The organism is Pararhizobium sp. DWP3-4, assembly GCF_049898205.1.
In the GTDB taxonomy this organism is placed as follows: Bacteria; Pseudomonadota; Alphaproteobacteria; order Rhizobiales; family Rhizobiaceae; genus Pararhizobium.
Genome location: NZ_JAFCXF010000007.1, coordinates 204,406 through 224,072, shown reverse-complemented (window position 1 = coordinate 224,072; position 19,667 = coordinate 204,406). Strand labels below are relative to the sequence as shown.

The following is a 19,667-nucleotide window of genomic DNA, read 5'->3' as shown; positions in this document are numbered from 1 at the left end:
ATCAGCTACGGATGCCCTGCGCAAAAGAATAGGGCAACTTCCTTCGCCCCAATGCTCCGAGCGATCGGAAAACGTGGGGATGGTGGTGGGGATCAGAAAGCCCGGTCTTTGCAAAGCTCCCGGCCCTTTGGGGATCAGAAGTTGCGCTGCAGGCGAACGAAGCCCTGGACCTGTTCCTGCGCATTGTCAGGATCGATATATTGAACGCTGATCTTGGTCGCAAGATTGGTGATGATCTTGTAGTCGACAGTCAGGCCGGCGCGCCAAGTGTCTCCGCCGGTAAAATCGCCATTGGCGTCGAGATCAATGTTGCTCAGATACTGAACGCCCGGTGTCAACGAAAGCTTGTCATTGACCTTGATGACGTATTGGGCGCCAAGGCTCCATTCCGCCTCTTCGAAATAGTAGTTGGCACCGCTTGCCCAGATGCCGTAAACGCCAAGCTGGGTTGATCCGATATCCAGATAGCCGATTGCGCGAACAGCGCCCTCTTCGGTATCGGTGTCGTAGCTGCCCAACAGGTATCCGCTGATGGCACCGGCCGCTCCAAAGATTTGGCCCTCGATACCGACATTGTTTGGGCCTTCGCCAGGCTTGGTGCGGTAGCGTTCCTCGAGTTCGTCCACGGCTACGCTAGCGCTGAAAGTCTTTGTGTCGGCAAACATATAGCGGATCGAATTGTGAACGGTCTGGTTGCTGGAGACCACGTCCGTCTCGCCGCTCATGCTGCGATCATTGTCCCACCAGCTGTATTGCATGCCGGCGCGCAGGTTGGCGATATCGATATAGGCTTCCTGCAGGAAGGTCGACGAGGAATCGCTTCTCTCGATATTGCCGCGCAACGTGATGACGCCGGCCAGCGTGCCAAACTCGGTATCATTCTTGGTCGAAAACGTCATCTGGCCGCGGTTCCAGAAGGACCAGTCCGACGTGCCGGCCCGGTTACGGCCAAACCGTCCCTCGAAGCGGATATAGCCGCCGATGGACAGACAGGTCTCGGTGCCAGGAATGTAGAAAATAGCCGTTGCCATAGGCGTCGCAGACGCGGACATATTCCAGGGATTCCGGTTCGGCGGTCATAATCGCGTCGGCGGCTTGCGTATTCGCAAATGCGGTCAGTAGGATTGCCGACGACAAAACAATGGTTTTCTTCACGATAAATCCCCAGCTTTTGTAACAGTGAAGCCGCTGATCGCAATTTTTGCCAATAAACCATCGGCGCCATCAGACGATGACCGTCTTTGCATACAAAGCAGCATTAACACTTTGATGACAGCGTAGACCTGCCTTGGGTTGAAGGCTTCAATCCGTGCTCCGATCGGGGTTAGAATCGAGGGCGAAATGTTGCGCGGCGGCACGACCCGATCGCAGTACACCGCATCTCGTCATGCCGCCGTGATATCCTCACGATCCCCCCAATCCATCGACTGCGCAAATTCCCTTTCTCACGCTCTATTTTTCTCCGATCCTCGCCACATATGGCAGTTTATGCCCCGACGAATGCGGGCGGGCGTGGGAGAAATTGTGAACAGTTTCAAGGGAGAATTATCGTGCGTCTGAAAACAACATTGATCGGGACCGCCTTGGCGGTACTCGTTTCCACGGCTGCGGCCAATGCTCAGGTCGTCGTATCCTCGAAGATCGACACCGAGGGTGGCGTACTGGGCAATATCATCCTCGCCGTTCTCAAGGCCAACAATATCGAGACGACCGATCGGGTCCAACTTGGCGCGACGCCGGTCGTGCGCAAGGCGATCGCTGCGGGCGAGATCGATATCTATCCGGAATATACCGGCAATGCCGCCTTCTTCTTCGAGAAGGCCGACGATCCGCTCTGGAAGGATGCCGCCAAGGGGTATGCCGAAGCCAAGAAGCTGGACTACGATGCCAACAAGATCGTCTGGCTGACGCCGTCGCTGGCCAACAATACCTGGGCCGTGGCGGTGCGCAAGGATCTGGCCGATGCCAGCAGCATCAAGACTTTCAGCGATTTCGGCAAATATGTTGCCGGCGGCGGCACGGTGGTGCTGGCAGCCTCCTCCGAATTCGTCAATTCGGCTGCAGCTTTGCCGGCATTCCAGACGACCTACGGCTTCACGTTGAAATCGGACCAGCTGATCACGCTTTCGGGCGGCGATACCGCAGCGACGATTTCGGCTGCGGCCAACCAGACAAACGGGGCCAATGCCGCCATGGTCTACGGCACGGATGGCGGCATCGCGCCATCGGGCCTCGTCGTCCTGGAAGACGACAAGTCGGTGCAGCCCGTCTACCAGCCGGCGCCGATCATCCGCGAGGCGGTTCTGAAGGACCATCCGGAAATCGAAACCTTGCTGAAGCCGGTGTTCGAGAAGCTTGATCTGGTGACCCTGCAGGATCTCAACGGCCGCGTTCAGGTTGGCGGCGAACCGGCAAAGGCGGTCGCGGAAGACTTTTTGAAGAAGAACGGTTTCCTGAAATAAGCCGTTTGAATAGGCTGCCGTGAAACGGCCGGCTCTTGAAAAGGAGCCGGCCTGAATGGGATGGGGATGGCAGTTTGAACATTCGCTTCGACAAGCTCGGCGTGGTCATTGCGCTACTGATCGCTTATGCGGCGCTGGCCGCGCCGTTTGCGACCTTTCGTGCCAACCGCATCGTACCTGGCGATGCAAAGGGCATTCTCGATGCCTTGCCCGATGGAGCAAGTTTGCTCCTTTTGGGGCTGATGGCCGGCGCTGCGCTGATCGTTCTTTTAAAGACGCCGACACGTCTTCGGCTGTTTGCCGCGGCAGCGGGTCTCGCTGCTATTGCCGTGTTCATCGGGATGGCTGCGACGTTTCTGACGCCGCCATCCAACACCTACGCCCGGGTTTCTCCGGCTTCCGGCTTCTGGATCCTGCTATTTTCCTTCGCCCTGCTTGCTGCCGATTCGATCACACGGCTGCGGCCGCTGCCACTGGTCAGGGTCCTGCTTCTGGCGATCACGCTGGGTGGTGCAGCAGTGGTCCTGATGTCGGGGCTGTGGGACGGGCTGTCGATTCTCAAGGAATATTCGGGCCGGGCCGATGTGTTCTGGCTGGAGGCCGGGAGACATGTGACGCTGGCGCTTGGATCGCTGTTTGCCTCGGTTCTGGTCGGGCTGCCGCTCGGCATCCTCTGCCACCGGGTGGCGCCTTTGCGGGCTGGCGTGCTCAACACGCTGAATCTGATCCAGACGATACCGTCGATTGCGCTGTTCGGCATTCTCATCGCACCGCTTGGCTGGATCGCCGTCAATGTGCCGGGGGCCGCCGCCATCGGCATTCGCGGTATCGGTGCCGCCCCCGCCTTCGTCGCGCTGTTTCTCTATTCACTGCTGCCGGTGGTCGCCAATACCGTGGTTGGCCTTGCGGGCGTGCCGCGCGAGACCAACGAGGCTGCGCGCGGCATCGGCATGACGGATCGGCAGCGGCTGTTCGGGATCGAGTTTCCGCTGGCAATGCCGGTCATTCTCACCGGTATCCGCATCGTGCTGGTGCAGAATATCGGCCTTGCGACGATTGCAGCGCTGATCGGCGGCGGCGGTTTCGGCGTCTTCGTGTTCCAGGGTATCGGCCAGACGGCGATGGACCTGGTGCTGCTTGGGGCAGTGCCGACGGTCGTGCTGGCCTTCGCAGCGGCAATCGTGCTCGATGCGCTGATTGAAATGAACGCTCCTCAGCGAGAAACAAGCAGGGCCGCATGATCGAAATCAACGGGATCACCAAGCGCTATGACGACAGCACGGTCGTCAACAATGTGTCGATGATGATCGAGCCACGCACGGTGACGGTCATTGTCGGCACGTCCGGCTCAGGCAAGACGACGCTGCTGCGGATGATCAACCGGCTGGTCGAGCCGACGGCCGGAACGATCCGTCTGGATGGTGAGGATAATCGCTCGATGCCGGGTTTCGAACTGCGCCGCCGGATCGGCTACGCTATCCAGGGACACGGGCTGTTTCCGCATCGCACCGTCGCGCAGAACATCGCCACCGTGCCGGTGCTGCTCGGCTGGGACAAGGCGCGGATCGATGCCAAGGTGGCAGAACTGCTGACGCTGTTTCAGCTTGATCCTGCCGCGTTTTCGGCGCGGTTTCCGCATGAACTTTCCGGCGGCCAGCAGCAACGCGTCGGCGTCGCGCGGGCCTTGGCGGCCGAACCGAACGTGCTTTTGATGGACGAGCCCTTCGGTGCGCTCGATCCGATCATCCGGGCAAAGGCACAGGCGGACCTGCTGGCTATCCAGCGGCTGTTGGGCACGACGATCGTACTGGTCACGCATGACATGGACGAGGCGTTTCACCTCGCCCACAAGATCGCCGTGATGGATAAGGGCGCGCTTGTTCAATATGGTAAGCCCGCCGAACTGGTGAAAGATCCGGCAACCGAGTTCGTCCAGACGCTGATCGGTACCAGCGAGCGGCCGTTCCGGCTGCTGTCGATCGAAACCGCAGGCGACGCCGTCGAGCCGGGAACGGCGGATGGAAAACCATTGGTGGAAACGGTGAGCCAGCGCGATGCGCTCTCCGAACTGCTGTGGACCGGCCGGGCAGCCTTGCCGGTCGCCGCTGCCGACGGCACGATTGTCGGTAAGGTAACCTTGGAGGGGCTGACCAGGCGTGCAGCGAAACCGCAATGAAGGCCTGGATCCCGCATCTCCTGCGCGCGGCGCTGCTGGTTGTCCTGATCGCCTTTCTCCTGGCGCCCGGCTGGTTTGATCCGCTGTTGAAACCGTTGGTGCAGGAGAATGCGCCGGCGATCTACAATCAGGGCAGCCTGCTGACGCTGACGCTGCTGCATCTGCGCACCGTCGCCATTGCCACGACCGGTGCCATCATCGTCGCGGTGACGCTGGCCATTCTGGTCACGCGGTCTTTCGGGGCGGAATTCCTGCCTTTGTCGCGTAGCCTGGTCAATGTCGGGCAGACATTTCCGCCGGTCGCCGTATTGGCGCTGGCAGTACCGATCCTCGGATTCGGCGAGAAGCCGACGCTGGTGGCGCTGTTTCTCTATGGCTTGCTGCCGATCTTCGAAAACACGCTGACGGGACTGACGACCTTGCCGCCCTCGGTGATGGAGGCGGCCCGTGGCTCCGGCATGACGGATCGCCAGCGCCTCTTCAAGGTGGAATTGCCGCTGGCCATGCCGGTGATCCTGGCCGGCATCCGGCTGTCGGTGGTGATCAGTCTCGCCACGGCGACGATCGGCTCGACGGTGGCCGCCAAGACGCTGGGTGAAGTCATCATTGCCGGGCTGCAGTCCAACAACATTGCCTTCGTTCTGCAGGGCGGCCTGATCGTCGGGGCTCTTGCCGTGCTGATCTATGATGGCTTTTCGGCAATCGAGCGTTTGCTGGCGCGGCGCGCAGGCCTGTCGGCGCGAGGCTGAACTCGCGCCCCCACTCTCGCTAAATCAATTGATCGACAGCGGCGATGACGCCGCGCGGTTCGGCAAGGCCCTTGAGGCGGCCGATGCAGGAATAGCCGGGATTGACCGTCTTTTTCTGGTCGTCGATCAACAGGTGTCCGTGGTCGGGGCGCATCGGGATGACGCTATCGCTGTGGCCTTCCTTCTCGCGCCGACGCTCCTCTGCGCGCAAAACCGAGATCAGCGAGACCATGTTGACGTCGCCGGCCAGATGCTCGGATTCGATGAAGGAGCCGTCCGGTTCCTTGGTGACATTGCGCAGATGGGCGAAATGGATGCGACCGGCGAAGCGTTTTGCCATTCCGACGTCTTCGTCGCCGAGGTCTCCACCGTCAACGACAATACCGACAATATCTTCGAGGATCCGGCGGTGACGCGGTTTTCCGGCATCGAGGAGGACGACCCGCCGCTGCATCTGCTGGTGCCGGATTATGCGGAATGGTTGCGGTAGGCGGCGAGCATCTGCCGGATGTTTTTAGTCGGAGTGGCGCTCCCAGTTTCCCCGCCATCCCGGACGTGTTCCGGGATCCAGCGCGCCGCGTCTGCGGCGCAAGGGATTCTTTATCCGTGTGGCTGGTGAGTTCTTTCACCGCGCGACGCGCGGTGGCTGGATGCCCGCCACAAGGGCAAGCATGACGGAGTGCGAGGGAACCACCGGGTCAAACAATGGCCTCAATGAGGCTTCACCAAAATATCAAAGAACACGCAACAGCGGCCGCCCCCGGGAAACCGGGGCGGTTGATCGCGTCAGTCGGAGGGCGCACGCAAATGCGGAACCTCGGGGTAGTTTAATAAAATGGCTCCGCATCTGCGTGGCCTTCGGCGTTTTTCGAGGCTTCCGGCCCCTTCAAATGCGGCACTGTCTCGCTGCACAGGAGAGAATTCTCCTGCTTGCATGGCTCAACCAAACCGGACCTGGCAGCCCGGGGGAGACATCTGAGGAGGCTCATTGACGAACCACCCGGCACGCATCACCCTGACCTTGACCGCACGTTACGGCTTTGGCACAGGGCGCCGGCTCCCACCTGCCCGCGACCGTCTCGCGAAACACTCCGGCGGTGGAGACAAGGATCATCATACGCCAGGATTTCAGAGCGGGGATAAACGGGGATAATTTTTTTGAGACTGATGCTGATTGTGGGTGGTGGCGTAACAGCACAGAAACGCGCGGCAGTTGGGACGTGAAGCAAGTTTTAGATGATAGCCAAGCCATGCTACCTGCGCCGAAGGGTTTTATCGCGTTGAATCCGCCGCCGCAAAGTGCGCCATCTGGTCTGCATGTGCCTTTTTAAACGACGGGCGGGCTATGGCGCGGGCAACATAATCGCGACAGGCGGGATATTTCACCAGTCCATCGAACCGATCGACGAGGCGTAGCACATCTGCCATCAGGATGTCGGCCACGGAAAAGCTTCCGGCCAGCCATTCGCATCCCGCCAGCACCGGCTCCAGGTGCATGAGCCGGTGCTGGTGAAGGAAGCCGTCAAATAGCTTCCATACGGGCGTGTCACCGGTGTTGCCGGAAAAGATAAACAGGGACCATGGCAGACTTGCCGCCTCGACGGAATTCAGACCCGCAAACAGCCATTCCTTAGCCTTGCTGCGACCGTGCGGATCGGCAGGCATCAGCGCGTCACTCCGCTCGCCGAGATGAAGGAGGATCGCGCCGCTCTCGAAGATCGAGATGTCTCCATCGGTCAGCCACGGTACCTGACCGAACGGTTGGTAGGCGAAATGTTCGGCAGTCCGATCGTCAAATGGAACGCTTTCGACCCGATAGGCCAACCCGGCCTCTTCCAGGGCCCAGCGCACTCTTATGTCACGCATATAGCCGCGCGGCATTTCGGGAACCCAGTCGAAGGTGGTGAGGATCAACTAGCTCATTTGGCATCTCCAAGAAAAACTGGCAGTTTATCGAGGAGGCCGCTCCAACCTGCCTCATGACTTTTGCGCGCTTCTTCGTCGGGGAGCTGCTCGTGGATCAGGGTTAGCTCGGTGCCGCCGTCAAATGGCTCAAGCAGAAACGTGACCAGCGACTCGCGCTCTGGCATCCCAGGCCATTCCCAGGTGAAAACAAGCTTCCTGTCTGGAATAACATCCTGATAGACCCCGGTGGGGTTATGCTCATCGCCGTTCAGCAGCCGGAATACCACGCTAAAGCGGCCTCCCGGTCGCACGTCCGCCTCAGCGCCAATCGTTGGCCCTGCATCCGGACCCCACCACTGCAACATGAGTTCGGGCTGTGTGATCGCCGCGTAAACCTTGGCAGGCGGGGCCTTAATTCTGCGTACAATTGTTACACTTGGAAGATTTTTGGTCATTGCCCGCCTTCCTCTTCCACAAGCGCAGCAAGCCGATCGATGCTCACCGTCCACAAGCGTTCATATCGATTGAGCCATTCCATTGCCGCTTGCATCGGCTCGACGGAAAGGTTCACCGAGACCGTGCGACCGGTTTTCGCCCGTGTGATCAACCCCGCCTCAGCCAAAACATCCAGATGCTTCATCATGCCTGGAAGCTTTTGCGAAAACGGCTTGGCCAGCTCGCTTATCGAAAGCCCGGGTTCATCGTTCAGCCGCAGCAGAATGGCTCGACGGGTGGGGTCGGCGAGCGCTGAGAATGTGCGGTCCATCTGTGAGGTCTGATAGTTCACCATGTGGTGAACTATTGCTGATTGCACCGTTGGAGTCAACTGGTCTGAGGGTTTCCGCCCAGAGCCATTAGGGTTTTGGTGTCGTCAGATAAAGCCGCATCACCCCTCGCGCGTCGATGCGGCCGTGACCGTCAGGGTCGTAAATCCGCTGATGGCGATGGCGGCGCGGGCGGGGGTCGGGATGGCGCCGCAGAGGCTGCCGGTGGTGATGATACGGCCCTTGGCGACGGGTTCGGTCAGGGCGTTGGCGAACAGCAGGAAGGCGGCGACGGGGTCGTCGTTGGGGTGTTTGCCGGGGCCGGTAAAGACGGTGTCGCCGTTGATGGTGATCGTCAGTGGATAGGCCTGGCCGGGTTCGATCATTGTCGCAGGCAGTTCTTCGCCCAAGACATAGCCGGCATTGCCGAGACGGTCGGCGAGGAATAGCAGGGCAGGCGACTTGCCGCCGTCGTCCAGGCGGTGGCCGAGGAACTCGACGCCGGAAGAGATGGTGGCGACATGATCGAGCAAGGTTTCGCGGGTGTAGGGGGTACCGCCGGGGACGGCGAGATCCTTGCCGAGCACGAAGCAGATTTCCACCTCCAAGGCATCGACTGCGGGGCGCTCAAAGCCTGCGGTGCCAGATTCGCTGGCATGGGTGATATGCGCCATCGGCGCCGACACCGAGCTGCCATCCGGGCGGATCGCCACCTTGTAGCCGGCGGTCAACCAATTGTTCAGGGAGAGCGTTTCGCGCTGCACGGCAAAGGCTTCCGCTGAGGTGCGGGGTTCGGTCAGCGATGCGGAAGACAGCCGGATTCCCTGGCTATCGGCGTCCAACAACTGGCGGGCAAGCGTTTCGATGGCGGAACTGACGGGCATCTCTGTCTCCTGCTGATGTCGGCGGTGCGTCATCCTTTCGATCACACCCGGCGCAAAAGGAAAACCCCGGAATTGTTGTTCCGGGGCCTCCTTGCCGTGCAACGGGGAGAGACGTTACGCGGCCTGGACCTTCTTCGACACGCGGGCCCATTCCGGGATCCAGGTGCCGTGGGCGGCGAGCAGGTCGTCGGTGAGCGACCAGATCTGGTCGAGATCAAGTTCGGCGGCCGTATGCGGATCCATCATGGCGGCATGATAGAGATGCTCACGGTTTTCGGTCATCATGGCTGCAACCGTCAGTTCCTGCACGTTGATATTGGTGCGGATCAGCGCCGTCAGCTGCGGCGGCAGGGCGCCGATATAGGTCGGCTGGATGCCGTTTTCATCGACCAGGCAGGGCACTTCGACGGCGCAATTGTCCGGCAGCGAGGTGATGCAGCCGTTGTTGCGCTGGTTGCCGTAGATCACCGAGGGTTCGCCGGTCCACACCGAGTTCATGATCGAGGAGGCGTATTCCTTGGATTGCTTGACCTCGATCTTGTCGGCGGAGCGATAGGCGGCGGCCTGACCCTTCCATTTTTCCACCTGCTCGATGCAGCGCTTGGGATATTCATCCAGTGGGATACCGAATTTCTCGATTAGGTCGGGACGGCCTTCCTTGATGAAATACGGCGTGTATTCGGCAAAATGCTCCGAGCTTTCGGTGACGAAATAGCCAAGCCGGGTCAGCATCTCGTAGCGCACCTTGTTGGGGCAGCGCGGGTTCCAGGTCGGTTTTGGCGCCCGGCCTTCGCGGTAGCCGCGCAGCAGATCGGGATAGAGATCGCGATAGGAGCCGTCCGGCTGGCGATGCTCGAACTTCAGGAAGAAGGCCATGTGGTTGATGCCGGCCGAGCGATAGCGGATTTCCTCATATGGAATGTCGAGATCAAGCGCCAGTTCCATTGCCGTGCCCTGGACCGAATGGCACAAGCCGACCTGCCTGATCTTCGGATATTTCTCCGCGATCGCCCAGGTGTTGATCGCCATCGGGTTGACGTATTGCAACAGGATCGCCTCGGGGCAGACCTGCATCATATCCTCGCAGATCGACCAGAGATGCGGCACGGTGCGCAGGCCGCGCATGATGCCGCCGACGCCGAGCGTATCGGCAATGGTTTGCCGCAGGCCGTATTTCTTCGGCACTTCGAAATCGGTGACCGTGCAGGGCTCGTAGCCGCCGATCTGGAAGGCAACGACGACGAAATCTGCGCCTTCGAGAGCCTTCCTTTGATTGGAATGCTGCTCGATGGTGGCCTTGGCGCTGAGCGTCGAAACCAGCTTGCGGACGACGATTTCGCTTTCCTCCAGCCGCTGCGGATTGATGTCCATCAGGGCGATCCTGGCGCCCGACAGCGCCGGGCGCTGCAGCACGTCGCCGATGATGTTTTTCATGAACACGGTCGAGCCCGCGCCGATAAAGGTGATCTTGGGTTGTCTCGTCATGGATAGGCCTCTTTGCTTTAAGCGGCTACTTCGAAGGCGGCGCGGACGAGCCGTTCGGTGTAGGCGGTCTTGGGATGGGTAAGCACGTCTGCGACCGGACCCTCTTCGACGATCCTGCCATGCTGCATCACCACCACCCGGTGGCAGAGCGCGCGCACGACTTTCAGATCGTGGGAGATGAAGAGGTAGCTCAGTCCTTTGTCGTCCTGCAGCTTGCGCAGCAGCTCGATGATCTGGGCCTGCACCGAGAGATCGAGCGCCGAGGTGGGCTCGTCGAGCAGGATGAATTCCGGTTCGAGCGCGATCGCACGGGCAATGGCGATACGCTGGCGCTGGCCGCCGGAGAATTCGTGCGGGAAGCGTGACAGGATGTTGTTCGGCAGGCCGGCGCTGTTCAGCGCTTCCTTCACCCGCTCCAGACGCTCGTTGCGGGTTGCGCCGAGCCTGTTGACGATCAGGCCTTCCTCGATGATCTGGCCGACCGACATGCGCGGATTGAGCGAGGAGAACGGGTCCTGGAAAACGATCTGCATGCGCGAGCGCAAGGGACGCATTTCGTTGCGGGTCTTCTTTTCGATCGATTGGCCATCGAACAGGATTTCGCCGCCGTCTGCGGTGAGCAATTTTACCAGCGCCTGGCCGAAGGTGGTCTTTCCTGAGCCGGATTCGCCGACAATGCCGAGCGTCTCGTGGCGGTGAAGCTTGATCGACAGGCTGTCGACCGCGACCAGCTCCTTCAGCTGCGGCTTGAAGAAGCCACCGTGCTTGAGCATGAAGGAGACGCGCACATTGCGGCCTTCGAGGATGGCGGCGGAATCGACCGGCATCGGGTTGGCCATGCCCTTCGGCTCGGAATTGAGCAGGTGGCGGGTATAGGGATGCTGCGGGTTCTGGAAGAGCGCAGATGTGGTGTTGTGTTCCTTCACCTCGCCGTTCTGCATGACATAGACGTAGTCGGAGAACTGCCGCACGACGGTGAGGTCATGCGTGATCAGGATCACCGCCATGCCGAGCGTCTTCTGCAGGTCGCGGATGAGGTTGAGGATCTGCGCCTGCACGGTGACGTCGAGTGCGGTGGTCGGCTCGTCGGCGATCAGAACGTCGGGGCTGTTGGCGAGCGCCATGGCGATCATGATGCGCTGGCGCTGGCCGCCGGACAGCTGGTGCGGATACTGGTTGAGACGGGCTTCCGGATCCGGGATCTGCACCTGGCGCAACAGTTCCAGCGTGCGTTCCATCGCCTGTTTGCGGCTCATCTTCTGGTGCACGCGGATCGCTTCGATGATCTGGGCGCCGATCGTGTAGACGGGGTTGAGCGAGCTCATCGGCTCCTGGAAGATCATCGAGATGCGGTTGCCGCGCAGTGCACGGCGCTGGCGGTCGGAGAATTTCAGCACGTTCTTGCCGTCATAGGCGATGCTCGATTTGTCTGAGACCGAGGCGCGCTTGGTGAGCAGGCCCATGACGGTGCGGGCGGTTACCGATTTTCCCGAGCCGGATTCGCCGACAACCGCGATGGTCTCGCCGCGATAGAGCTGGAAGGAGACGTTCTTCACCGCATCGACCGATCCGCCCTCGACCTTGAAGGTGACGGCGACGTGGCGGGCGTCGATGATCGGTGCACCGACGGATGCGGCATGGTCGTGCCGTTGTTCGGGGGCGAGCGTGCTGATGTCCACGAGAGCCATGGTCGTCTCCTCAGTATGGGTCGACGGCGTCGCGCAGGCCGTCGCCCAGCGCATTGAACGCAAAGACGGTGATCAGCACGAAGGCCACGGGGGAAAGGATCCACGGATAGGACCCGATGACGGAATAGGTGGCGGTATCCTGCAGCATCAGCCCCCAGGACATCAGCGGCGGTTTGACCGCAAAGCCGAGGAAGCCGAGGAAGGATTCGAGCAGAACGACGCTCGGGATTGCCAGCGTCACCGAGACGATCACGTGGCTCATCACATTGGGGAAAATGTGCTGGAAGATGATGCGCCTATCGGTGGCGCCGATCGCCATGGCGGCCCGTACATATTCGATCCGGGCGAGCGCCAGCGTCTTGCCGCGCACCTCGCGCGACATCTGCGCCCAGCCGAGCGCCGACATGACGAAGATGACGAAGGCAAGGAAGACGTGGGTCGGCGCCGTCACCGGGATCAGCGAGGTCAGCGCCAGATAAAGCGGCAATTGCGGGAAGGCGAGAACCAGCTCGACGAAACGCTGCATCCAGATATCGAAGCGGCCGCCGAAATAGCCCGAGACCATGCCGACCGTGGTGCCGACGACGGTGACGATGAACACCACGGTCAGCGCGATCATCAGCGAGACGCGGGAGCCGTAGAAGATGCGCGACAGGACATCGCGGCCGAACTTGTCGGTGCCGAGGAAATTGACCGGCGTACCGTCTGTGGCGCCGAAGAAATGGCGGTCGGTCGGGATCAGGCCGAGCAGCCGGTAGCCAAAACCCTTGACGAAGAAACCGAGATTTTTCGGGTTGGCATAATCCGGACCGACGATCGGCTGGAAGGTGATCGGGTCAAGCTCGGTGCCTTCGCCGATCTGATAGGCGCGCGGCCAGACGAGGTTGCCCTCCTGATCGGTGATTGCGATCGTCTGCGGCGGGGCGAAGGCAACGCCGGTGAGTTTTGGATCGACGGGAGAAAAGAACTCGGCAAAGATCGTCATCAGCATCAAGAGGCAGACGAGGACGAGGCCTGCCATGCCGGTCCAGGAGCGTTTCAGGCGGCGCCAGACCAGCGCCGAATAGGTCTCGTTGCCATGGCTGGCCGGAGGTGCCGGGACGACGATGGTTGTTTGGACATCGGCTTTCATGCGTGCGCTCCTCCGCCCAGACGGACGCGCGGATCGAGCAGCGCCAAAAGCATGTCGGCGATGATGTTGCCGACGATCAGGGTTGCGGACAGAACCAGCATGAAGGTCGCGGTGACGTAGACGTCGCCGACCCACATGGAGCCGACAATGGCCGGGCCGACGGTCGGCAGAGCGAAGATGATCGCGGTCTCGATCTCGCCGGTCAGCATGTAAGGAAGCACGACGCCCTGATACATGACCAGCGGATGCAGCGCGTTCGGTACCGCGTGGCGCATGATGACGGCGCGTTCGGAGAGGCCCTTGGCGCGCGCGGTCTCGACATATTGGGCGTTCAGCGTATCGAGCAGATTGCCGCGCATGACGCGCATATTGTAGGCGAGGCCGCCGAATGTGGCGATGGCGATGACCGGCCAGACATGTTTCAAAAGATCGACGAATTTGTCCCATGACCAGGGCGCGCCGCCATATTTGGCGGAGTGGAAGCTGTTGATCTCGGTGACGTTGAAATGGAACACCATGATGTAGACGATGATCAGCGCCATCAGAAAGCGCGGCACCGTCATGCCGAGGAAGGATATGCCGGAGAGCAGGCTGTCGACCCAGGTATATTGCCGGGTGGCTGCAAGGATACCGAAGGTGATGCCGATGATGGAGGCGAGGATATGGCAGACCAGCGCCAAGGTCAGCGTGCGCGGCAGGCGTTCGCCGACGACCTCGGAAACGGGCTTGTTGTAGAACAGGCTATGGCCGAAATCGCCGCGGGTGACGATGCCGGTGATCCAGTTGACGTACTGGACGACCATCGGCTTATCCAGACCGTTGGCGATCTTGTAGGCCTGCGCCTGGGCGTCGGCTTCCTCGAAGGATGCGCCGCCCTGGTTGATCATCTGCGACCGGATGTAGTCGCTATAGTCGCCCGGCGGTGCCTGGATGATCGCGAAGGTGACGACGCTAAGCACGAAAAGAACGGGTATGGCTGACGCGATGCGCACAAGCAGAAATCGGAACATGGCTGTTAGGTTCTCTTGTGTGTTTCGGGATTTCTCCAGGCCGGGCTTTTGGCGCGGCCTGGGGAGCGAGTTTGCAGATCAGTTCATCGGGCCTTTTTCGCCGGGTTTGCCGGGCAGCTGCTGCGGGAACAGTTCGTAGTCTCCCTGCTTGTCGGCGGCGACGAACACTCGCTCGCGGATGATCGTGTCTTCCGCCCAGTTGAACATGAAGATCGGCGCGCCGACCGGAATGTTCGAGAAGCGCTTGTTGACGATCAGCGCGCCCGGATATTCGGTAAGCCCGACCGAGTTGACATTGGTGGTGGCGACCTTCTGGTACTGTTTCATCAGCTCCGTCCGCTCGTCATTGTCGTTTGAGGCAATGAACTTGTTGACGATATCGACAAGCTCCTGTTCGAACGGCATCAGATCAAGCTGTCCGCCTTCCGGCACCCGGTGGTTCCAGCTGGTGCGGGGGCCGGTTGCGGCCAGCTGCGGGGTGTTCTGCACCACGGATGACAGCTCGGCGCCGTTGCGCAGCACCATCCAGTCCCAGCGGCCGCCATAGTTGGCCGCATCGCGCTGCTTGCCGTCGAGCGCGTTGAGCACGACGCGGATGCCCAGCTGCTCCATCTGGCCGACGACCCCCTCGGCGAGGTTCTTGTCGGTATTGTAGTCGGAGGTGACCAAAAGCACGACCTCGACGTCCTTGCCGCCCAGCTTGTCTGCCGGATAGTTGACGAAGCCGTTGCCGTCCGTGTCTTTCAGGCCGGCCTTTTCGAGCAGCGCCTTGGCGCCTTCCAGATCGAACGGATAATAGACGGTCGACTGGCGGTCGTAGAAGCTGGTGCCGGACGACAAGCCGCCCGGATAGATCGCGGTGAACGGGCCTTTGACCAGAGATTCGCCGATCTTCTTGCGATCGACCGCCATGGTGATGGCCTTGCGGAAGTCTTCGTTGCGGTTGAGTTCGCGTACGGCCTGGCCGCGTTCGTCCGGTTCGCCCCAGCCGTTGCCGGAGAAGTTCATATAAAGATTGTAGCCGATCAGGCGGGCGCCGAAGGCGAGGCGGGCCGGTGCTGTTTCCTGCGCCGCGCGTTTCAGGCTTTCGACGAAATTCTCGGGCTGTTCGAGATTGGAGAAGTCGCCAGAGCCGGCAATCGCCTGCACGTCACGGTCGGCCCAGGTCGAGAGCTTATAGTGCAGCTCGTTGAGATAGGGCAGCTGGTTGCCGGCTTCGTCTACTTTCCAATAATAGGGATTGCGGCGCATGACGATGATGTCGTCCGGGCGGTATTCGACGGGAACCCAGGCACCCATGATCGGAATATTCAGGTATTCCGGCGGGAAGCCATTCTTGTACTGGTCGTAGGTGAAGCCCTCGGCGTATTTCGGATGCTTGGTCTTGAGGATATGGGCCGGACCCGGGCAGAACGTGCCATAGGCCATGGAATAGAGATATTGGCGGGGGAAGGCGTCCTTGAAGGTCCATTCGACGGTATTGGCATCGATGGCTTTCAGTGTCGTGCCTTCGCCGAAGGTTTCCGGCGTTGCGCCATTCAGCGGCGAGACGTTCGGGTCGACGACGTTGTCGTCCCAGTAGAACATCACGTCTTCGGAGGAAAAGGGAACGCCATCCGACCATTTAGCGCCTTCGATCAGGTGCATCGTCAGCTTGTGGCCGTCTTCCGACCATTCCCAGCTCTTCGCCAGGTTCGGAAGGGGTTCAACGTCCTTGGCCTCGACCTGATAGAGCGGTGCCGTGCGCGTCAGGCATTCGGACATTTCGATATCGATGCCGCCCCAGCCTTGCGTCTGTCCGGCGGAATAGTTCCAGCCTTCCGGACGTCCGCCGATGACATGGCGCATCGTGTCACCATAAACGCCGACTCCATCCGGCATATTGCCGGTCTTGAACACCAGCGGTTCCTTCGGCAGGCGCTCGGCAACCGGCGGCAGTTTGCCGGTCTTGACGAATTTCTCGGTAACCCAGTCGGGCTCGTGATATTCGGGCAGCGCCTTGTATTCGAGGATGGAATCGCGCGGCACATAGGTGATCTTGCCCTGCGCCGGGAAAGCCGGCTGTTCCGGCACTACGGTCGGCTCGGAAGCCATGGCCGTCACGGCGAATACCGACACGCCCAAAAGCAGCGCGCTGGTCGTTTTCAGATGGCGAAAGCTGTTCATTGTCGTTGTTTCTCCCTCATGCTTCAGGCCGGCCCGGTATGGGCGGCTCTCCTCCTAAAAGCACCCGGCGGAACAGCATCATGCCGTCTGCCGGAAGAGAGCGGGCGACGGATCGCCCACTCCCAGACCTGCCTCCTCCTCAGGAAAACGGGCCTTACGCGTTTGGCGCTGCAGCTCAGCTTGCAGCTTTAAGCTTCGTTGCTTCCTTCTCGGCGCGCAGCTCATCGATCGAGCGGACCTCGCGGCGGGCAACGCCCTTCCAGTCGCGGGTCTTGACGGTTCCCTTGGCCAGGCGCTCCTTGGCGGCCGGTACGGCGTGGGCGTATTGCGGCAGCCACTCGGCCTGGGCGATAACCATTTCATCGACCATCTGCCAGACCTCTTCCGGCGTGCAGATGGCGCCGACCAGCGGATCGTGCAGCACGGCCAGCTTCAAGAGATCGATGTCACCGGAGATGGCGGCGTGAACGGACATGCGCTGGACATTGATCGAGGACATGCAGGTGGCGGCGCAGGCTTCCGGCAGCGTGATGCCGGCGACCATGTTGATGCCGAAGCGATCGACGAAGCCAGGGCTCTCGATGATCGCGTCGGACGGCAGGTTGGTGATGACGCCATTGTTCTTGACGTTGAAATGGCCGCGGTAGACACGCCCGGTTTCCAACGCTTCGAGAATATGGCTGGCATGCTCGTTGGAACGGCGGGCCGGATCGATCGGTTTGCCTGCGTCTTCCAGGAACTGCGGATATTCTGTCTCGAACCAGTTGCGGGTTTCGGTCGAATGGCGCAGATAACCGCCGGTTTCGCCGTGGATCCAGTCGGACATATCGATCCAGCGGGTAATTTCCTCCGGCCGCTTGCGGTACCAGGGCAGGTATTCCGACAGATGGCCGTTGCTCTCGGTGGAATAGACGCCGAAACGCTTCAAGACGTCGATACGCAGCTTTTCCTGCTGCGAGAAGACCGGGTGCGCCTCAAAGGCTGCAACCAGCTCATCCTTGCCGATCCTGCGGCCCTTGACGCGGACATCGGTAAACCAAGTCTGGTGGTTGATGCCGGAGCAGACGTAATCCAGTTCGCCATCCTTGGCGCCGAGGATTTCGGCGATCTGTTCGGCGCCGTGCTGGACGCCGTGGCAGAGGCCGATCGTATCGACCTTGCCATATTCGATCGCCGCCCAAGTGTTCATCGCCATCGGGTTTGCATAGTTGAGGAATTTCGCGCCGGGCTCGGCCAGCTCGCGGATGTCCTTGCAGAAATCGAGGATGACCGGGATGTTGCGCTGGCCATAGAGAATGCCGCCGGCACAGATCGTGTCGCCGACGCATTGGTCGACGCCGTATTTCAAAGGAATGCGGATATCGTCGGCATAGGCAGCCAGTCCGCCGACACGCACGCAACTGATGATGTAGCGCGCACCGGCGATTGCCTCGCGGCGGTCGGTCGAGGCTGTCACCTTGGCCGGCAGGTTGTTGGATGACACGATCTTGTCGAGGATCGACTTGATCATGCCGAGATTGTGCTCGCTGATATCAGTGAGCGCGAACTCGACATCGCGGAATTCCGGCACGCAGAGAATGTCGGTGAAAAGTTTCTTGGTGAAGCCGACGCTGCCGGCGCCGATTATGGCTATCTTGAAGCTGCTCATGCTGTCCTCGTCGCTGGTCAATTGGTCCGGAAAAACGGAGTGGGTAAAATCCATGCGCGGAAAACAAGGCGCCTCTGGCGCATGTTGCCTGCCAAGTCTCCCTGCCGATACCACTCTAACGGGTTCATTTCGCCTTGTTGAAGGGCATCTTGCTTTGTTGAGGGGCATTATGCGTATAATGAAAGGTGCCGCCAGAGAGGTATTGTGCTTTCATGGGTAATTCTATGCTGAAACGACTGATCGAGAATGGACCGGTGATGCGGACGGTTTCGTTGCCGCGTGGACGCCACAGCCTGCACGCGATGCCGACCAGCACGGGTTACGAAATTCGCACTGATTCAACCTATGACTGGGATGGGCGCAAGCGCGGCCAGACACCGTTTACCGTGCTGCAGCATACGATTGGCGGAGCCGGAAACCTGCGATATGAGAACCGTACCTACCGCGTGCGCGAAGGCGAGACCCTGCTGGTGCTGGTGCCGCACAATCACCGCTACTGGCTGGAGCAGGACGGCCGCTGGGAGTTCTTCTGGATTTCCATGAATGGCGAGGAGGCGCTCCGCGTCAACAAGGCCATTCTGGCGACGACCGGGCCGATCCTCAACCTGAAACCGGAGACGATCGAGCGCCTTGCCGATTGCAGCTTGCGTTTGATTTCTGGCGGTGCCGATGCACCGGGCAGTGCCTCGGCCATCGCCTACGAATCGGCGATGGTGCTGTACGACGATGTTTTCGGCTCGCATCCGGTTTTCAGCCAGGAATACCGGACGATGCAGCATGTCATCGACCATATCATGGCCAATTTGCAGCATCCGCTGCCAGTCGAGAAACTGGCCGATGTCTCCGGTCTCAGCCGGGCGCATTTTTCGCGGGTGTTTGCAGCCAGCGAAGGCATGCCGCCGGCGGAATTCGTACTGCGCAAGCGGCTGCAACGCGCCACCAAGCTTTTGACCAAGGCCGCGCATCTGTCGGTTAAGGAAGTGGCTGTGATGTCGGGTTTCGAGGATTCGAACTATTTTGCAAAGGTGTTCCGCCGCTATTTTGGCGCCAGCCCGACGGAATTCCGCACCACGGGCATGTATTCCAGCATTGCCACCCATGGCCGGAGTGCGGCTGCGGCGGAATAGATCAGCTGGACCGACCGATCAGTAGAACAGGTGCCAAGGTGTCAGAAACGCGCGACTCAATTCCTGATCGCGCTCCTGCTCGAATTCGGTCTGCTCTTCACGGCTCTGGCGAACCGGCATTTCGACACGGATGGCTTTTTCCTTTTTCGCCGGAGGCGTCAGGTAGCCGAGGGTCATTCCGCCGTGATAAAACATTCCGTTCTCCGCTGTTTCCCTGGATCCGTTAACGGTCGTCAACACAATCCTGACACAATTGCACGCCCTGTCAATAGTCCATAAAATTACTGTCTTATTGTTCATTGCTGCGCTTCGGCATCATCCTACCGTCGCAGAAAACCCTGGTTTTCGTAAAATAATATAATCTATAAATTTTATGATGATTGAAAAACCGATCCAGCTTCACCGGCGGTGGCGGGCATTCTTTGCTTGAGACAGGGTCGTCTTTCGTGCGTAAATCCATGACCATGAATG

At 60.3% G+C, this 19,667-nt stretch carries 17 protein-coding genes and 2 pseudogenes; 6 read left to right on the top strand and 13 right to left on the bottom strand.

The window, feature by feature from the left end:
- Positions 1-134: 134 nt before the first annotated feature.
- Positions 135-1,158: pseudogene (locus ACP7E6_RS19490) on the bottom strand (porin).
- A 392-nt stretch (positions 1,159-1,550) separates the two neighbouring features.
- Here ACP7E6_RS19490 and osmF point away from each other — a divergent pair.
- The 4 genes from osmF to ACP7E6_RS19470 all read left to right on the top strand — a co-directional run bounded on the left by osmF (position 1,551) and on the right by ACP7E6_RS19470 (position 5,387).
- Positions 1,551-2,462 (top strand): glycine betaine ABC transporter substrate-binding protein OsmF, encoded by a 912-nt coding sequence (gene osmF / locus ACP7E6_RS19485; RefSeq protein WP_426231369.1) that lies wholly within the window; start codon positions 1,551-1,553, stop codon positions 2,460-2,462.
- A 74-nt stretch (positions 2,463-2,536) separates the two neighbouring features.
- Complete coding sequence (locus ACP7E6_RS19480; protein ID WP_426231368.1) at positions 2,537-3,703, top strand: ABC transporter permease; 1,167 nt, start codon at positions 2,537-2,539, stop codon at positions 3,701-3,703.
- Positions 3,700-4,638: an ABC transporter ATP-binding protein gene (locus tag ACP7E6_RS19475; protein WP_426231367.1), complete on the top strand. Its 939-nt coding sequence runs from the start codon at positions 3,700-3,702 to the stop codon at positions 4,636-4,638. The genes ACP7E6_RS19480 and ACP7E6_RS19475 overlap by 4 nt, the downstream gene beginning before the upstream one ends.
- Complete coding sequence (locus tag ACP7E6_RS19470) at positions 4,635-5,387, top strand: ABC transporter permease (RefSeq protein WP_426231366.1); 753 nt, start codon at positions 4,635-4,637, stop codon at positions 5,385-5,387. Before ACP7E6_RS19475 ends, ACP7E6_RS19470 begins: the two co-directional genes overlap by 4 nt.
- A gap of 19 nt (positions 5,388-5,406) precedes the next feature.
- Here ACP7E6_RS19470 and ACP7E6_RS19465 read toward each other — a convergent pair whose 3' ends face one another.
- Positions 5,407-5,727: a mannonate dehydratase gene (locus tag ACP7E6_RS19465; protein ID WP_426231365.1), complete on the bottom strand. Its 321-nt coding sequence runs from the start codon at positions 5,725-5,727 to the stop codon at positions 5,407-5,409.
- Between the two features lie 3 nt (positions 5,728-5,730).
- On the opposite strand from ACP7E6_RS19465, the pseudogene ACP7E6_RS19460 reads away from it, so the two are divergent.
- Positions 5,731-5,877 (top strand): annotated as a pseudogene (locus ACP7E6_RS19460) (D-lyxose/D-mannose family sugar isomerase); the annotation flags it as partial.
- Positions 5,878-6,659: 782 nt separating this feature from the next.
- Here the strand turns inward: ACP7E6_RS19460 and ACP7E6_RS19455 are convergent.
- The 10 genes from ACP7E6_RS19455 to ACP7E6_RS19410 form a co-directional block, all read right to left on the bottom strand.
- Entirely contained in the window at positions 6,660-7,268 is a 609-nt protein-coding gene (locus ACP7E6_RS19455) for a glutathione S-transferase family protein (protein ID WP_426231496.1), read from the bottom strand.
- A gap of 38 nt (positions 7,269-7,306) precedes the next feature.
- The gene (locus tag ACP7E6_RS19450) at positions 7,307-7,747 is read right to left on the bottom strand and encodes an SRPBCC family protein (RefSeq protein ID WP_426231364.1); all 441 of its coding nucleotides are present in this window, start codon (positions 7,745-7,747) and stop codon (positions 7,307-7,309) included.
- On the bottom strand, positions 7,744-8,058 hold the full coding sequence (locus ACP7E6_RS19445) for an ArsR/SmtB family transcription factor (RefSeq protein ID WP_426231363.1): 315 nt from the start codon (positions 8,056-8,058) through the stop codon (positions 7,744-7,746). Before ACP7E6_RS19445 ends, ACP7E6_RS19450 begins: the two co-directional genes overlap by 4 nt.
- A 120-nt stretch (positions 8,059-8,178) precedes the next feature.
- Positions 8,179-8,940, bottom strand: a complete 762-nt coding sequence (locus ACP7E6_RS19440; RefSeq protein ID WP_426231362.1) for a hypothetical protein — start codon at positions 8,938-8,940, stop codon at positions 8,179-8,181.
- Positions 8,941-9,054: 114 nt separating this feature from the next.
- Positions 9,055-10,425: an alpha-glucosidase/alpha-galactosidase gene (locus tag ACP7E6_RS19435; RefSeq protein ID WP_426231361.1), complete on the bottom strand. Its 1,371-nt coding sequence runs from the start codon at positions 10,423-10,425 to the stop codon at positions 9,055-9,057.
- A 17-nt stretch (positions 10,426-10,442) separates the two neighbouring features.
- Complete coding sequence (locus ACP7E6_RS19430) at positions 10,443-12,113, bottom strand: ABC transporter ATP-binding protein (protein ID WP_426231360.1); 1,671 nt, start codon at positions 12,111-12,113, stop codon at positions 10,443-10,445.
- A 10-nt stretch (positions 12,114-12,123) separates the two neighbouring features.
- Positions 12,124-13,245 carry an ABC transporter permease gene (locus ACP7E6_RS19425; RefSeq protein ID WP_426231359.1) on the bottom strand — a complete coding sequence of 374 codons (1,122 nt, stop codon included), beginning with the start codon at positions 13,243-13,245 and terminating at the stop codon, positions 12,124-12,126.
- The gene (locus ACP7E6_RS19420) at positions 13,242-14,255 is read right to left on the bottom strand and encodes an ABC transporter permease (protein ID WP_426231358.1); all 1,014 of its coding nucleotides are present in this window, start codon (positions 14,253-14,255) and stop codon (positions 13,242-13,244) included. The genes ACP7E6_RS19425 and ACP7E6_RS19420 overlap by 4 nt, the downstream gene beginning before the upstream one ends.
- A 78-nt stretch (positions 14,256-14,333) precedes the next feature.
- On the bottom strand, positions 14,334-16,421 hold the full coding sequence (locus ACP7E6_RS19415) for an ABC transporter substrate-binding protein (RefSeq protein ID WP_426231357.1): 2,088 nt from the start codon (positions 16,419-16,421) through the stop codon (positions 14,334-14,336).
- A gap of 175 nt (positions 16,422-16,596) precedes the next feature.
- Positions 16,597-18,069 carry an alpha-glucosidase/alpha-galactosidase gene (locus ACP7E6_RS19410; RefSeq protein WP_426231356.1) on the bottom strand — a complete coding sequence of 491 codons (1,473 nt, stop codon included), beginning with the start codon at positions 18,067-18,069 and terminating at the stop codon, positions 16,597-16,599.
- Positions 18,070-18,281: 212 nt separating this feature from the next.
- Between ACP7E6_RS19410 and ACP7E6_RS19405 the strand changes: the two genes are divergently transcribed.
- Positions 18,282-19,196, top strand: a complete 915-nt coding sequence (locus ACP7E6_RS19405) for a helix-turn-helix domain-containing protein (RefSeq protein WP_426231355.1) — start codon at positions 18,282-18,284, stop codon at positions 19,194-19,196.
- Positions 19,197-19,214: 18 nt separating this feature from the next.
- Here ACP7E6_RS19405 and ACP7E6_RS19400 read toward each other — a convergent pair whose 3' ends face one another.
- The gene (locus tag ACP7E6_RS19400; RefSeq protein ID WP_197065601.1) at positions 19,215-19,391 is read right to left on the bottom strand and encodes a hypothetical protein; all 177 of its coding nucleotides are present in this window, start codon (positions 19,389-19,391) and stop codon (positions 19,215-19,217) included.
- Between the last annotated feature and the right edge of the window lie 276 nt (positions 19,392-19,667).